We start from the raw sequence: 13,463 nt of genomic DNA on the forward strand, positions 1-13,463 counted from the left end.
GTTAAGCCCCGAGGAAGCGGAAGGAACCGGTCCAGATCGCCACACCAATGGCCACGGTGGAGATCAGCACACAGCAGGCAAGAACCGTGAAATCCCGCGCGCCGACCTTCGATTCCCGGGCCCAGGTGCGCTGCCCACCGCCGAAACCACGGGCTTCCATGGCGGTGGCCAACTTTCCACCACGCCGCAGGGACAGGACCAGCAGCCCGAAGGCCATGGTCAGCAGATGTTTGATCCGGCCCTGATCCGCGATGCCGCGGGAACGCCTCGCCTGGGCCATCGAGGACCAGTCCGAGCGGAAGAGCGAGGTCAACCGGGCACCGGCCACCGCGCCGATGACGAAACGTTCCGGCAGCCGAGCCACCTGTGCCAGCCCATCGCCCAGATCAGTGGGATCGACCTTGGCCGCCAACACCACCACCGGTAGCCCGACGGCGAGCACACGGACCATGATCGCCGCCGCCAGCTGCAGGGAGTTGTCGGTGACGGTGGCGAAGAGGAACTCGACGTACACCTGCCCCTCGGGACGGCCGTAGAGCGCCATCGACACCCCGGCGATCGGGGCGGCCAGCAGAATCGGCCACCCCCGTTTGAACATGGTCCACCAACCCACTCCCGCCAACGGCGCAAGCGCCAGGGTGAACGCCAGCGAGACCGTCGCCGAAACCAGATCCACGCTCAGCAGCAGCGGTGTGGTCAGCAGGATCAGCGCCGCGATCCTCGTGACCGGATTGATTCCCCGGAGCAGATTCATGAGACCGCCACGTGATGATCACCCAGGCTGTTGATGAAGGCCTGGTCATGGGTCACCGAAACGATGGTGACCCCTTCGGCAGTCAACTCCCGGAGCATGAGCACCAGCTCCTTGAAGGTCTCCGGGTCCTGGCCGAAGGTCGGCTCATCCAGGATCAGGAGCTTCGGGGCCGCCACCAGGGCGGTGGCCACCGACAGTCGCCGCTTCTCCCCGCCGGAGAGGGTGAAGGGATTGGCCTGGGCGAGGTGATCAAGCCGAAGGCGCTCAAGGAGCTCAGCGATGCGCTCCCCGGCGCCGGAAAGCTTCATCACCTTCGGCCCGACCGCCATCTCCTCGGCGACGGTACGTGCGACAAACTGGTGCTCCGGGTCCTGGAAGACCATGCCGATCCGTTTCGCCAGCGCCGCCGAACGCCACTTGTGCGGCGCATTCCGGAGCCCCTGGCGCAGCTCCTCGGAGACCTCCAAGGTGCCGCTGCGAGGTGGGAGCAGCCCGGCCAGGGTCATGGCCAGCGTGGACTTTCCGGCACCATTGGGCCCGGTGATCACGGTGGAGGCCCCGGCGGGCAGCCGCAAGGTGCGGGGCGGGCCCCACTGGGTCACCAGATCATGGGCGGACATCAGGGACGCGGCCCGGGAAAGGTCGGTGTGTGCCGGTTCCAGTACAGGTGTGCCAGACAGTTCTGCCGGGGAGATCTCCTGAATCTGGCCATCCGACAGACGCAGCACCGTATCAACGATCGGCAGCCAGAATTCATGGCGGTGCTCCACGATTACCAGGGTCGCCCCGGTCTCGTTGACTATGCGGTCCACCGCCGCCACCACCTCCCGCTGCCCCACCGGATCAAGGTTCGCGGTGGGCTCATCCAGGAGAATCAGACTCGCCCCCATGGCGATCACCCCGGCCAGCGCCAGACGCTGCTTCTGACCACCCGAAAGGTGTGCGGTGGGATGATCCAGGGGCAGATCCAGCCCCACCATCTCCAGAGCGCGACGCACCCGCGGCCAGATCTCCGCAGGCGGGACGCCGAGATTCTCGCAACCGAAAGCGACATCATCGCCCACCCGACTGGCGATCACCTGGGAATCAGGGTCCTGCAGCACCAGCCCGACGGTGGGGTTGTCCACGGCGTCGATAAGCAGGGTGCCCTGCCGCTCACCATCCTCGGCATCACCGAGAACCCCGGCCAGCGCCGCCAGCAGGGTGGATTTTCCGGAACCGGAATTACCGCTGAGCAGGACCCGCTGTCCTGGCCCGATATCGAGATTGATGCCGGCTAAGGCGGGCCTGGTGCGGCTGGCATGACGCCACCCGAAATCGCGGGCGGTGACACCTGCCCCTCGAACAATATTTCTGGTCATACCTGCGGCCGCAGTTCCCGGCCCACCGCAAAACGGTCCAGAGCGCCGGTCGCCGCCAGCGACTTGACCAGATAGAAGCCCAGGGCTCCCGCCAGCACCGCCCCGGAAACCAGGAGGCAGGAAAGATAGATGATGTTGAAGGTCAGGGACATCGCGTAATAAGCGCTGAGGAAAAGTTCCAGCACATAGGCACCGATACCGGCGCCGATCCCTGCGAGCACCGCCACCGGCAAAGTGAAACGGCGGTAGCGGAAGGCTGCGAAAACCAGCTCGGCGCCCAAGCCTTGGGCCAGCCCTGAGTATGCGGTCTCGATTCCCCACTGATTACCCAGCGCCGCAGAGACCACTGCGGCGAGCAACTCAACGAAGAGGGCCGCACCGGGCTTGCGGATCACCAGTCCACCGATGACACCGCCGATCAGCCAGATGCCGGCGGCCATGCCACCCAAGCCCGGGGTCAGGGCATCAAAGGCGGTGAACCAGGCATAGCCTACTGAGTTCCATACCCAGAAGAGCAGTCCGCAGGCCACACCAAGGACCGCTGCGATGATGATGTCAATGACCCGCCAAGTAGATGTGGTGGGGTTTTGGGGTACACGTGTACCAGTCATGGATTCCTCCCTAGCGCCGGCATTATCCGGATCAGGTTCAACGGTCGCCGATATGCAGCATCTCAGCCCGGAGTTTCACCGAGCACCCGTGGTTATCTAGTTGTCTAACCGGGCCTTACTCTACGCCATCGAGGTCAGCGGAGGAAAAAACGGTCCCTGCCACCCCTCCCTCGCGACGCCAGGAAACCTTGAGTTCATCGCGGGCACCGAAGTGAACCAGATGGCGCGCGATCACCAGTTCCAGGGCTTCCACGTGTTCCGGTGCGGTCACCAGGTGGAGCAGCAGCACCGAGTCCCCGACGATCATACTCACCTCACCGGCCATCTCACCTTCGAAATAAAGGTGTCCGCGGCCCTCCGCGGCATCCCAATCCGTCTTCAGTTTCTGGGAGAAGTGCGCAGCCAGCTGCTTGCCGTATCGGGCGGGGCGATCAGTGGCAACACGGGCGGTGGAAGCTGAGGTCATGGCCCTCAAGTTACCTCCTTGCCCGCCGGTAGTACATTGCCCCCTCCCCTTGGAACACATGAGGGCACAGAAGCGGGTATCTTATGTCACATTCCCATCATTAGGAAGGTGACTGTTATGCCTGGTGGACTTGCCGCCCTGCTCGACGACATTGCTGCTATCGCCAGAACCGCCGCCGCCACCGTCGATGACGTGGCCGCCGCAGCCGGAAAGACCAGTGCCAAGGCCGCTGGCGTGGTCATCGACGACGCCGCTGTCACCCCGAAGTACGTCTCCAATGCCTCCCCCGCCCGCGAACTCCCGATGATCTGGCGGATCACCAAGGGATCCTTCCGCAACAAACTGATCATCATTCTTCCGATTATCCTGTTGCTGAACTGGCTCGCACCCTGGGCGCTGACACCATTGCTGATGCTCGGCGGCACGTACCTGTGTTTCGAGGGTGCGGAAAAGATCTGGCATAAACTCACCGGCCAGCATGCCACTGAAACCCCCGCCACCGATGAAGGCCCGGAGTCAGAGGACAAACTGGTCAAGGGTGCGATCATGACCGACCTCATCCTGAGTGCCGAGATCATGGTCATCTCACTCAATGAGGTGGCCACCCAGACCTTCTGGATGCAGCTGAGTGTGCTGTTGATTGTGGCCATCGGGGTGACCGTCCTGGTCTACGGGGCGGTGGGGCTCCTGGTGAAAATGGATGACCTCGGACTCCGGATGATCGAGAAGGACCCGACGGGAGGCGGTGCCAAATTTGGCCGGGGCCTGGTTGTCGCCATGCCGAAAGTACTGACGGTCATCGCCATCATCGGTACCTTCGCCATGCTCTGGGTCGGTGGCCACATCATGATCGTCGGGCTCGAGGAGTTCGGGGCGATCTGGTTCTACGAGATCGCCCACGGCGCGGAAGTAGCCCTCGGGGGCGGCGCACTCGGCTGGGTGGGCAATACCCTCGTCTCGCTGATCTTCGGTTTCCTCTGGGGCACCGTGATCGTCGGATTGCTCGGCGCAATCTCCAAACTGAGCGGCAGGTCCCACTAACCTCCGGGGAATTCCGCTAGAGGAACATCACCAGGCTGACCGCCATGACCGCCATGCCCAGCACCAGGCCGTAAATGGCGTGGTGGTGGCGCCCGGTGGATACCGCGGTGGGCAGCAGCTCATCCATTGAGATGAAAACCATGATGCCGGCGACCGCACCGAAAGCCAGTCCCAGGGTGGTGTCCCCCAGGTAGGGCAGCAGGATCAGATAGCCCAGCACCGCGCCGACCGGCTCCGACATCCCGGAGAGGGTGGAGAGCCAGAAGGCCTTGGCCCGCGAACCCGTGGCCTCCCGGATCGGCACCGCCACCGCGATTCCCTCGGGGATATTGTGGATCGCGATGGCCGCCACGATCGGGATCGCCAGGGTGGGATCATCCAGCGCGGAGAGGAAGGTGGCAAATCCTTCCGGGAAGTTGTGGATCGCGATGGCCAGGGCAGTCAGGGTGCCCATCTTCATCAGCTTCTGACGCCGCTCGTGCAGTTCCGGGGTGTCATCCAACATTGCTTCATGCGGGTTGATCGCCTTGGGCACCAGGCGGTCAATCGCCGCAATGAAAATGACGCCGCCGAAGAAGGCGCCGATGGCCCACCAGTTGCCGGTTTTCACATCAGTGGCGGTGCTCAGATGATCGATCGCCTTGGGCAGGATCTCCATCATGGAGACATAGAGCATGACACCGGCGGAGAATCCCAGGGCAGCCGCCATGAAACGATCATCAGGATCTTTCTTGAGGACCGCGATCAGGCCGCCGATACCGGTTGCCATACCGGCGAATACGGTCATGCCGAACGCGATCATGATTGCGCTCATTCGCCATCACCCAGCTTTCACTGATCGTCCTCGAGCTCTGCCTTGCGCAGTCTCACCGTGGTAATCCTATTGCCCTGCGTTCGGGTGACCTCCAGTTGGTACACAATTCGGGCACCATTGTCATCCTCGGGGTCGATGGTCCAGGCCGCCGGGACGGGAAGGGTATCCCCTGCCTCGGCAACCCGGCCCAGCTGCGAGAGCATCCACCCGGCGACCGTCTCATAGGGCCCCTCCGGCAGATATACCCCGGTGGCCTCGGCAAAATCCTCCAGGTTCGTGGCACCGTCCAACTGGCGGGTCTCGTGCAGCTGCATCACCGCATGCTTCTCCTCCCGGTCGAACTCATCCCAGATCTCACCGACGAGTTCCTCCAGCAGATCCTCCAGGGTGATCATGCCGTCAGTGCCGCCGTACTCATCCATCACGATGGCGATGTGAAAGCCGTGGGCCCGCATCTGGCCGAGTGCCAGGGGGAGTTTCACCGTGCCGGGGAGGAAGGCGATCTCCCGGACCAGGTCCCGGATCTCGCGCTCACCATCGGATTCCACCAGCAGGTCGCGGACGTGGATGAAGCCGATGATCTCATCGATATCGCCCTCAAAGACCGGGTAGCGGGAAAAGGACTTCTCGACGACCGCGGCGGTAACCTCAGCGACGGAAGCTTCCGCGGGGAAGGCGGCCATATCACTGCGATGCCGCATCACCTCAGCCACCAGCCGATCATTGGCCTCAAAGACATCGGCCAGCAGCCCACGCTCGGATTCCCCGAAACCCTCATGGCTGGTGACGATGTCCTTGACCTCCTCGGTGGACATCTGCTCGGTGCGGGCATCCGGGTCAAAGCCCAGTAGCCGCAGCAGGAGATTTGAGGAGGTGTTGACCACCCAGACCACCGGGGCCATCACCCTGGCGAAGATGCCCAGCGGCGGGGCGATGATGAGGCTGAAACGTTCGGCCTTCTGCATCGCGATCCGCTTGGGAACCACCTCCCCCAGCACCAGGGAAAGATAGGAGACCACCAGCGTCATCCCCACCAGGGCGATGATCCCGGACATGCGCTCGGGCACACCCCATGCCACCAGAAAGGGGCTCAACTGCGGGGCAATGGTGGAGGCGCCGAAGGCCGAGGAGAAGAAGCCGGCGAAGGTGACCCCGATCTGCACCGCCGAGAGAAAGACCCCGGAGTCCCGGGCCAGACCCGCGACCTTCAGGGCGGCACCGCGGCCGCCCTCAAATTTCCGGATCTGGGATTCACGGAGGCTCACCAGTGCCATCTCCGTGGCGGCGAAGACCCCGCCGATCAGCACAAAGACGAGCACTAGGAGCGCATTAAAGGCGATGCTCATGTCATCGCAGTCTACTCCTCAGAAACCGGGTTGTCCGTGGTGTTGCTTTCCGATACCGAGGGGAAACAGCCAGCAGGGCCGCAGACCGGGGCATCCTCGGCACCAGCCAGGGGTGTCAGGAAGTTCAGGCCGGAGAAATCAGGTTCAGCGCTCATGACCGGTGCAACCTCATCCGGTCGATGCTTGTTCCCCCTTCACTAAGCTATCGACGGTGAGCCCCCTATCCATGCCGATGTACGGCACCCAGCATTTGTTGGTGCTGGCTTTTACGGTGATCGCCACGGCGGCGGTGATACCGCTGGCCCGGCGACTGCCGGACCGCGCCCTCAGCGCCGCCGGTTGGATTCTGCTGGTCATCTCCGTGGTGTGGACGGTCTTCTGGCTGCTACCGGGCAACTTCGACATCAACCAGTCCCTGCCCTTCCACTTCTCGGACGCCTTGCGGATCATCACCGCGATCGCCCTGATCACCCGCGATCACCGGGCGATCATGCTCAGCTACTACTGGGGGCTGACGCTGAATCTGCAGTCCATCATCACCCCGGACCTGAATTACTTCCGCTACCCGACGCTGGAATTCATCCTCTACTGGTTCCTCCACATCAGTTGCTGGCTGGTGCCCTTCGCGCTGGTCTGGGGGCGGGGGCATCGTCCGAGCTGGCGTGGGTTCGCGGTGGCCTATCTGCTCAGCGCCGGCTGGACGACCATCGCGTTTGGTGTCAACCAGCTCACCGACGCGAATTACGCCTACACCGCCCACGCCCCGGCCGGCGGTTCCGCGCTGGATCTGCTCGGCCCCTGGCCCTGGTACATGCTCAGTGTCGCCGTGCTCCTGGCGATGGTCTGGGCCCTGATGACCTGGCCATGGACGGTGGGAAAGGTAGCGTTGAACCATGAGCGAACATCATTTTGAGGTGAAGATCCCCGGCGGCAAACTCGTGGTCGCCGACATCGGGACCGCCGACGGCGAGATCACTGCAGCGAGCATCTCCGGCGATTTTTTCCTCGAGCCCGATGAGGCCTTCTTCGCGCTCGGCCCGGCGCTGGTCGGGGCGTCGATAAGCGAGGGCACCGAGGAACTGAAAGCGCGTATCGACGCCGCGCTCGCCGGTTTCGGGGAACTCTCCCTGCACGGCTTCAGCACCCGGGACATCGCCCTGTGCGTGCGGCGCGCGATCACCGGGGCCACCGATTTCACCGACCTGGACTGGCAGGTCATCCACTCCCCCGTGCTACCCACGCCGGTCAATGTCGCCCTCGATGAGCTGCTGCTGAACCAGGTTGCCGAGGGGCTGCGCGGCCCCACCATGCGGATCTGGGAATGGGAGGACCGTGCCGCGGTGATCGGTTCCTACCAGTCCTATGCCAATGAGATCGAAGCCGCCGGGGTGGCGGAGCACGGGGTGACCGTGGTGCGGCGGATCTCCGGGGGTGGGGCGATGTTCATGGAGGGCGGCAATTGCATCACCTACTCCCTCTACACCCCGGAATCACTGGTCAGAGGCTTAAACTATGAGGAATCCTATGAATATCTCGACCGCTGGGTGCTCGCCGCCCTGGCCGCTCACAGGGTCAAGGCCTGGTATGTGCCCATCAATGACATCACCTCCGAGGGCGGCAAAATCGGCGGGGCCGCGCAGAAACGCCGTCGGGGTGCGGTGCTGCACCACGTGACCATGTCTTATGACATTGATGCGGACATGATGAGCCAGGTGCTGCGCATCGGCAAGGTCAAGCTTGCGGACAAGGGCCTCCGTAGTGCCAAGAAACGGGTGGATCCCCTGCGGCGACAGACCGGTGCGGCCCGCCAGGAGATCATCGAAACGCTGCTCAAGGTCTTCGGGGATCGTTATGGGGCGGTGCCGGCGGCACTGACCGAGACCGATATCGCTGCCGCGGAGGCGCTGGTGGCCAACAAGTTCGGCACCGCGGAATGGACCCACCGGGTGCCCTGAGTAGCTTGATTATTGTCGCGCTGGAATAGGCAGTGGCGGCGTAGACGCGCTGAGACGGGGCCGAAACCTTTCCGGCATTCTCTATGGCGCGAATCACAACTAGGCTCGAAACATGAGCATCATCGAGATAGCCGCCACCTCCCCCGGCCTGCCGGTCGAAGATCTCCGCCAGCAGGAGCCAGCCGATGAGGCGGGCATTCTCGCCCGCGCCGAGGCCTTCTTCCCCAGCGGCACCTGGGTGAAGATCCAGCCCGGGCAGGACCTCGGCTCCCCGCTGGGTCACCACGGCTCCCAGGTCATCCTCGCCGTCTATGGCCCCACCACCCTGGTCCGGAGCTCCCATGCTCATCTGCTCCCCGATATTGGCGGGAGCTTCATCCGGTTGGAGTACAACGACATCTCCCAATCGGTACATCTCGAGGTATCCGGCGCGGCGGGGAATCGGCAGATCATCGGCAGTGACACCTACGGCCTCAGGGTGGACACCCACGGCCATATCGGCAAGGGCACCCCGCTCCCCTTCGAAACCGAGTTTCGCTCCCGGGTCGAGGTTGCCACGGCGGCCATGTGGTTCACCGAGTTCTCCACCTGGGCCTTCGGCTTCTCCCTGATCGGAGAACCCGTAACCCAGGAAGTCAGCGTCAACGCCGAGGAGATCGCCTTCCATGTGATCACCCCGGTGCCGCAGGGAATCTCCGGGGCACACTACCTCGGGCAGGTTCCGCCAGACATCCCCCACCGCAGTTGGTGGCGGAGACTACGTGCCTAATCCCGCTGAATCAGGGGGACGAAAAGATAGGCCCCATGCCGGGTGATCCCCTCATGAGTGACCCGGAGCAGGGTCTGCGCCACTGGAATGACCATCACCCCGGAGGTGGCGAGCTGTGCCAGCAACTCCGCCGGCAATTCCTTCGCTTCCGCGGACACCAGGATCCGGTCGAAGGGGGCCAGTTCCGGCAGCCCCAGCACTCCCGGCTCAGCCTGGGAGATATGCACCCAGGGCTGTTCCTTGTCCAGTGAATTCCGGGAGCGCGCGACCAGCTCGGGGACCAGTTCCACGCCGTGAACCTGCCCTGCCGGGCCAACCAACTCCCCCAGGAGTGCGCTCGTCCAACCCGAACCGGACCCCAGATCCAACACCTTCTGGCCCGGCTGCACCGCCAATAGGCGCAGCATGTCCACCACGGTACTGGGTTGGGAATTGGTCTGACCGAAACCGATCGGTAGCGCCCGATCCTCTTCCGCGAACCGTTGTTGGCTGGTGGGCAGGAAGCTGACACGGGGTTGACGTTGCATGGCCTGCGCGATGGTGGTGGCTGAGTTTTTCATCATGCTCTCCGGGAGGGGGAAGGGGTTGGGACGACACCAATCTCACCCATCAGCCTAGTCAGTTTCTCTTTAGAAATCTCCTGAGCTGGGAATATGTCCGGATTCCCGGGATGCCCTTGTAAACGGGGGGTAACGCTGGAAATGTGGTCTACACCACGCAGTGACTAAAAAGCCTTAGCGGGCACACTGGTCGCTGCATCACCGGCAACAAGGAGGTCAACGTGAAACTACCTTGGCTCAAGTCCGCACTCGAATACGAGGGACCTTTTCTCTCCCTCTATTTCGATACCACCCGAACCGATGAAACCGCTGCCACGGACATCACCCACCGTTGGCAACAGCTCCGCAGCCAACTCGAGTCTGAGGGCGCTCCCAAGCAGGTGTTGGCCCAGATCGAGGACAGCATCCTGCGGCCCTCCACACTCGGCGGCCGACACGGCCTCGCGGTCATCGCCGCCGGGGAGGACATTGTCCTCAACCGGGTGCTCCCGGCCCCGCCGCTTAAGGACGCCGCGCACTTCGGGGAGCGCCCGCAGCTCCTGCCACTGCTGCAGCTGACCCCCTATGTCATCCGGCAGCTGCTGGTCGAGGTGGATCGGGCCGGAGCTGACCTCCACCTGCGCACCTCCCGGGACCCGGTGGTGGAAAAGGCCGCCAGCGTCGATGGTGGCCATGATGAGCTGCACAAGACCAGCTCCGGCGGTGGAAACCAGCACGGTTGGCGGGCCGATAACTTCCAGGCCCGGGTCGAGGACTCCTGGGAACGCAATGCCGAGGCTGTGGCCCAGCAGGTGAACAAGCTGGTGGCCGAACACAAGCCGGATATGGTGTTGCTCACCGGTGATGTCCGCGCCCAGGGACTGCTCAAGGCGGAACTGCACAAGGACATCGCCGCGAAGCTGCAGGTGGTCTCCGGCGGTACCCGTGGGCAGAGTCTGCACCGCCCCAGCTTCCGGGCTGAGTTGAACCGCCTGACCCAGGAGTTCTCCACTGCCCGGCAGGAGGAACGCACCGAGGAATTCCGGCAGAGCCAGGCCCGCGACGGTGCTTCCGTCGGCGGGGCGGCGGCGGTGGCTGAGTCTCTGGAACGCGGTCAGGTCGATGAACTGGTGTTCATCACCGGGCGCGAGCCCGACAACATTGAGGATCTGCTCCACCAGGCGATCCTCACCGATGCCGGAGTGACCGCCCTCGATGACAGCAACCTCGACATCCTCGACGGTGTCGGAGCGCTGCTGCGCTGGAAGGACGGGGCCACCCCCTCCAACGCCATCGGCAGCATGAGCGGGGACCGCGCCCGCATTTCCGCCACCACCTCCTGAGGTTGGTGGATTCTTCCACAACGCAAGGGTGGCGTGCCCCGGGGTAAACTCTGTGGCCCAGCAGTCACGAATCCCCCAGGAGCACACCACCTCATGAGCACCCCCTCTGACCAGCACGATCTCATCAGGGTCCACGGCGCCCGGGAGAACAACCTCCACGGGGTCAGTGTGGACATTCCCAAGCGCCAGCTCACGGTGTTCACCGGTGTCTCCGGTTCGGGAAAATCTTCCCTGGTCTTCGGCACCATCGCCGCGGAATCCCAGCGGCTGATCAATGAGACTTACTCCACCTTCGTCCAGGGTTTCATGCCCACCATGGCGCGTCCCGATGTGGATCTGCTGGAGGGCATCACCACCGCCATCATCGTCGACCAGGAACCCATGGGGGCGAACCCACGATCAACCGTGGGAACCGCCACGGATGCCACCGCCATGCTGCGCATCCTCTACTCGCGGATCGCGGAACCCAATGCCGGTGGACCGGGTGCCTACTCCTTCAACGTCCCCAGCGTTTCTGCGGCTGGTGCCAGCACCGTGGAACGCACCAAGACCGCCAAGCGGGAAAAGACCACCTTCAAACGCACCGGTGGCATGTGCCCCAACTGCGAAGGTATGGGTCGGGTCTCCGATATCAAGCTCGATGAAATCTACGATGAAGACCTCTCCCTGAACCAGGGCGCCCTGAAGGTTCCCGGCTACAAGACCGGCGGCTGGAACTACCGGCTCTACACCGAATCCGGGCTCTATGATCCGGACAAGGCGATCAGGGATTTCACCCCACAGGAACGTGCGGACTTCCTGTACAAGGAACCCACCCGGATGAAGATCGCCCAGATCAACCAGACCTATGAGGGCCTGATTCCCCGCATCCAACGCTCCATGCTCAACAAAGACCGCGAAGCCATGCAGAAGTCCATCGGTGAGTTCGTGGACCGTGCCGTCACCTTCGTCGACTGCCCCGACTGCGGTGGCACCCGACTGGCACAGCATGCCCTGGACTCGAGGATCAACGGCCGCAATATCGCCGAACTCTGTGCCATGGAGGTCAAGGACCTGGCGGAATGGATCAAGGAGATCGAGGCGCCGAATATCGCCCCGCTGCTGAAGGTGCTCCGCGAAACCCTGGATTCCTTTGTGGAGATCGGACTGGGCTATCTCCAGCTCAATCGTCCCGCTGGCTCGCTTTCCGGTGGGGAGGCCCAGCGCACCAAAATGATCCGTCATCTCGGCTCAGCGCTGACCGATGTCACCTATGTCTTCGATGAACCCACCGCCGGGCTGCACCCGCATGACATCCAGCGGATGAATCAGCTGCTCCTGGACCTGCGGGACAAGTCCAACACCGTACTGGTGGTCGAGCACAAGCCGGAGACCATCGCCATCGCCGATCATGTCATCGACCTGGGCCCCGGCGCGGGTAGCCACGGTGGCTACATCCAGTTCGAGGGCAGTCTCGATGGGCTGCAGACCTCGGACACCATCACTGGCCGCCACTTCGGTGACCGCGCCCAGTTGAAATCCGAGCCACGTACCCCGGCCGGAATTCTCGAGGTCCGCGGGGCCCGCAAGCACAACCTCCGGGACGTCGATGTTGATATTCCGTTGGGGGTGCTCACGGCGGTCACCGGTGTCTCGGGCTCCGGCAAGTCCACCCTGATCTCCCAGGTCCCCCGCTCGGAGACCACGGTTTTCGTCGATCAGTCCGCGATCAAGGGTTCCCGCCGATCCAACCCGGCGACCTACACCGGGGCGCTGGAACCGATCCGCAAGGCCTTCGCCAAGGCCAATGATGTCAAACCCGCCCTGTTCTCCCCCAACTCTGAAGGTGCCTGCCAGACCTGTAAGGGTGCCGGGGTGATCTACCTGGATCTGGGCATGGTCGCCGGGGTGTCCACCCCCTGTGAGGTCTGCGAGGGTCGCCGTTTCGAAGAGTCCGTCCTGGATTATCACTTCGGTGACAAGGACATCTCCCAGGTGCTGAAGATGCCGGCCGCCGAAGCTGCGGAGTACTTCTCCGCAGCGGAGACCAAGGTTCCGGCGGCGGCGAAGATCCTCAAGCGGCTGGTGGATGTGGGTCTCGGCTATATCTCGCTCGGCCAGCCCCTGACCACTCTCTCCGGTGGTGAGCGTCAGCGCCTCAAGCTGGCCAGCCATCTGGCGGAGAAGGCGGAGTTATTCATCCTCGATGAACCGACCACCGGGCTGCACCTGGCGGATGTGGAGAACCTCCTGGGTCTGCTGGATCGCCTGGTGGATTCAGGGAAGACGGTCATCGTCATTGAGCACCATCTTGGGGTGCTCGCGCATTCCGACCATGTGATCGATCTGGGCCCGGGTGCCGGCTCCGCGGGCGGTCGAATCGTGTTCGAAGGCTCCCCGGAAGAACTGGTCAAGGACAAGGAAAGTCTGACCGCCAAATATCTGGCAGAATATATCAATTAGCGTGGGTTGCTAGAGTTCCCAG

14 protein-coding genes and 1 riboswitch are annotated in these 13,463 nt (G+C 63.4%); of the genes, 6 read left to right on the forward strand and 8 right to left on the reverse strand.

Annotated elements, in window-relative coordinates:
• Position 1 precedes the first annotated feature (1 nt).
• From ACTU46_RS05345 to ACTU46_RS05360, 4 genes are all read right to left on the reverse strand, one after another.
• The gene (locus ACTU46_RS05345) at positions 2-754 is read right to left on the reverse strand and encodes an energy-coupling factor transporter transmembrane component T family protein (RefSeq protein ID WP_443380099.1); all 753 of its coding nucleotides are present in this window, start codon (positions 752-754) and stop codon (positions 2-4) included.
• A complete protein-coding gene (locus tag ACTU46_RS05350) occupies positions 751-2,115 on the reverse strand; it encodes an ABC transporter ATP-binding protein (protein WP_443380102.1) in 1,365 nt (454 codons plus the stop codon). The genes ACTU46_RS05345 and ACTU46_RS05350 overlap by 4 nt, the downstream gene beginning before the upstream one ends.
• Entirely contained in the window at positions 2,112-2,726 is a 615-nt protein-coding gene (locus ACTU46_RS05355) for an ECF transporter S component (RefSeq protein ID WP_443380105.1), read from the reverse strand. The genes ACTU46_RS05350 and ACTU46_RS05355 overlap by 4 nt, the downstream gene beginning before the upstream one ends.
• Positions 2,717-2,826, reverse strand: a riboswitch (TPP riboswitch). Its footprint overlaps the gene before it by 10 nt.
• A 15-nt stretch (positions 2,827-2,841) precedes the next feature.
• Complete coding sequence (locus ACTU46_RS05360; RefSeq protein ID WP_443380108.1) at positions 2,842-3,192, reverse strand: DUF2218 domain-containing protein; 351 nt, start codon at positions 3,190-3,192, stop codon at positions 2,842-2,844.
• Positions 3,193-3,309: 117 nt separating this feature from the next.
• On the opposite strand from ACTU46_RS05360, the gene ACTU46_RS05365 reads away from it, so the two are divergent.
• Entirely contained in the window at positions 3,310-4,233 is a 924-nt protein-coding gene (locus ACTU46_RS05365) for a DUF808 domain-containing protein (protein WP_443380408.1), read from the forward strand.
• A 16-nt stretch (positions 4,234-4,249) separates the two neighbouring features.
• Here ACTU46_RS05365 and zupT read toward each other — a convergent pair whose 3' ends face one another.
• Genes zupT through ACTU46_RS05380 form a run of 3 tightly spaced genes read right to left on the reverse strand, consistent with a single transcriptional unit; the run spans position 4,250 to position 6,548 of the window.
• Positions 4,250-5,047 carry a zinc transporter ZupT gene (gene zupT, locus ACTU46_RS05370; RefSeq protein WP_443380111.1) on the reverse strand — a complete coding sequence of 266 codons (798 nt, stop codon included), beginning with the start codon at positions 5,045-5,047 and terminating at the stop codon, positions 4,250-4,252.
• A gap of 17 nt (positions 5,048-5,064) precedes the next feature.
• Positions 5,065-6,393, reverse strand: a complete 1,329-nt coding sequence (locus tag ACTU46_RS05375; protein ID WP_443380113.1) for a hemolysin family protein — start codon at positions 6,391-6,393, stop codon at positions 5,065-5,067.
• Positions 6,394-6,404: 11 nt separating this feature from the next.
• Positions 6,405-6,548 (reverse strand): hypothetical protein, encoded by a 144-nt coding sequence (locus ACTU46_RS05380; protein WP_443380116.1) that lies wholly within the window; start codon positions 6,546-6,548, stop codon positions 6,405-6,407.
• A gap of 56 nt (positions 6,549-6,604) precedes the next feature.
• On the opposite strand from ACTU46_RS05380, the gene ACTU46_RS05385 reads away from it, so the two are divergent.
• From ACTU46_RS05385 to ACTU46_RS05395, 3 genes are all read left to right on the forward strand, one after another.
• Entirely contained in the window at positions 6,605-7,306 is a 702-nt protein-coding gene (locus ACTU46_RS05385) for a YwaF family protein (RefSeq protein WP_443380119.1), read from the forward strand.
• On the forward strand, positions 7,287-8,348 hold the full coding sequence (locus tag ACTU46_RS05390) for a lipoate--protein ligase family protein (RefSeq protein ID WP_443380122.1): 1,062 nt from the start codon (positions 7,287-7,289) through the stop codon (positions 8,346-8,348). Before ACTU46_RS05385 ends, ACTU46_RS05390 begins: the two co-directional genes overlap by 20 nt.
• 112 nt (positions 8,349-8,460) lie before the next feature.
• Entirely contained in the window at positions 8,461-9,117 is a 657-nt protein-coding gene (locus ACTU46_RS05395; RefSeq protein WP_443380125.1) for a hypothetical protein, read from the forward strand.
• Here the strand turns inward: ACTU46_RS05395 and ACTU46_RS05400 are convergent.
• Positions 9,114-9,680: a protein-L-isoaspartate O-methyltransferase family protein gene (locus ACTU46_RS05400; RefSeq protein ID WP_443380128.1), complete on the reverse strand. Its 567-nt coding sequence runs from the start codon at positions 9,678-9,680 to the stop codon at positions 9,114-9,116. The genes ACTU46_RS05395 and ACTU46_RS05400 overlap by 4 nt on opposite strands.
• A gap of 218 nt (positions 9,681-9,898) precedes the next feature.
• Between ACTU46_RS05400 and ACTU46_RS05405 the strand changes: the two genes are divergently transcribed.
• Both ACTU46_RS05405 and ACTU46_RS05410 read left to right on the forward strand, forming a co-directional pair.
• Positions 9,899-10,999: a baeRF2 domain-containing protein gene (locus ACTU46_RS05405; protein WP_443380130.1), complete on the forward strand. Its 1,101-nt coding sequence runs from the start codon at positions 9,899-9,901 to the stop codon at positions 10,997-10,999.
• A 93-nt stretch (positions 11,000-11,092) separates the two neighbouring features.
• Positions 11,093-13,441: an ATP-binding cassette domain-containing protein gene (locus tag ACTU46_RS05410; RefSeq protein WP_443380133.1), complete on the forward strand. Its 2,349-nt coding sequence runs from the start codon at positions 11,093-11,095 to the stop codon at positions 13,439-13,441.
• Positions 13,442-13,463 lie beyond the last annotated feature (22 nt).

This window comes from Corynebacterium sp. A21, assembly GCF_052266655.1.
GTDB lineage: Bacteria > Actinomycetota > Actinomycetes > Mycobacteriales > Mycobacteriaceae > Corynebacterium.

Coding starts and splice junctions, on each gene's coding strand:
- ACTU46_RS05345 (WP_443380099.1), bottom strand. CDS start 754: ATGAATCTGCTCCGGGGAATCAATCCGGTCACGAGGATCGCGGCGCTG.
- ACTU46_RS05350 (WP_443380102.1), bottom strand. CDS start 2,115: ATGACCAGAAATATTGTTCGAGGGGCAGGTGTCACCGCCCGCGATTTC.
- ACTU46_RS05355 (WP_443380105.1), bottom strand. CDS start 2,726: ATGACTGGTACACGTGTACCCCAAAACCCCACCACATCTACTTGGCGG.
- ACTU46_RS05360 (WP_443380108.1), bottom strand. CDS start 3,192: ATGACCTCAGCTTCCACCGCCCGTGTTGCCACTGATCGCCCCGCCCGA.
- ACTU46_RS05365 (WP_443380408.1), top strand. CDS start 3,310: ATGCCTGGTGGACTTGCCGCCCTGCTCGACGACATTGCTGCTATCGCC.
- zupT (WP_443380111.1), bottom strand. CDS start 5,047: ATGAGCGCAATCATGATCGCGTTCGGCATGACCGTATTCGCCGGTATG.
- ACTU46_RS05375 (WP_443380113.1), bottom strand. CDS start 6,393: ATGAGCATCGCCTTTAATGCGCTCCTAGTGCTCGTCTTTGTGCTGATC.
- ACTU46_RS05380 (WP_443380116.1), bottom strand. CDS start 6,548: ATGAGCGCTGAACCTGATTTCTCCGGCCTGAACTTCCTGACACCCCTG.
- ACTU46_RS05390 (WP_443380122.1), top strand. CDS start 7,287: ATGAGCGAACATCATTTTGAGGTGAAGATCCCCGGCGGCAAACTCGTG.
- ACTU46_RS05395 (WP_443380125.1), top strand. CDS start 8,461: ATGAGCATCATCGAGATAGCCGCCACCTCCCCCGGCCTGCCGGTCGAA.
- ACTU46_RS05400 (WP_443380128.1), bottom strand. CDS start 9,680: ATGATGAAAAACTCAGCCACCACCATCGCGCAGGCCATGCAACGTCAA.
- ACTU46_RS05410 (WP_443380133.1), top strand. CDS start 11,093: ATGAGCACCCCCTCTGACCAGCACGATCTCATCAGGGTCCACGGCGCC.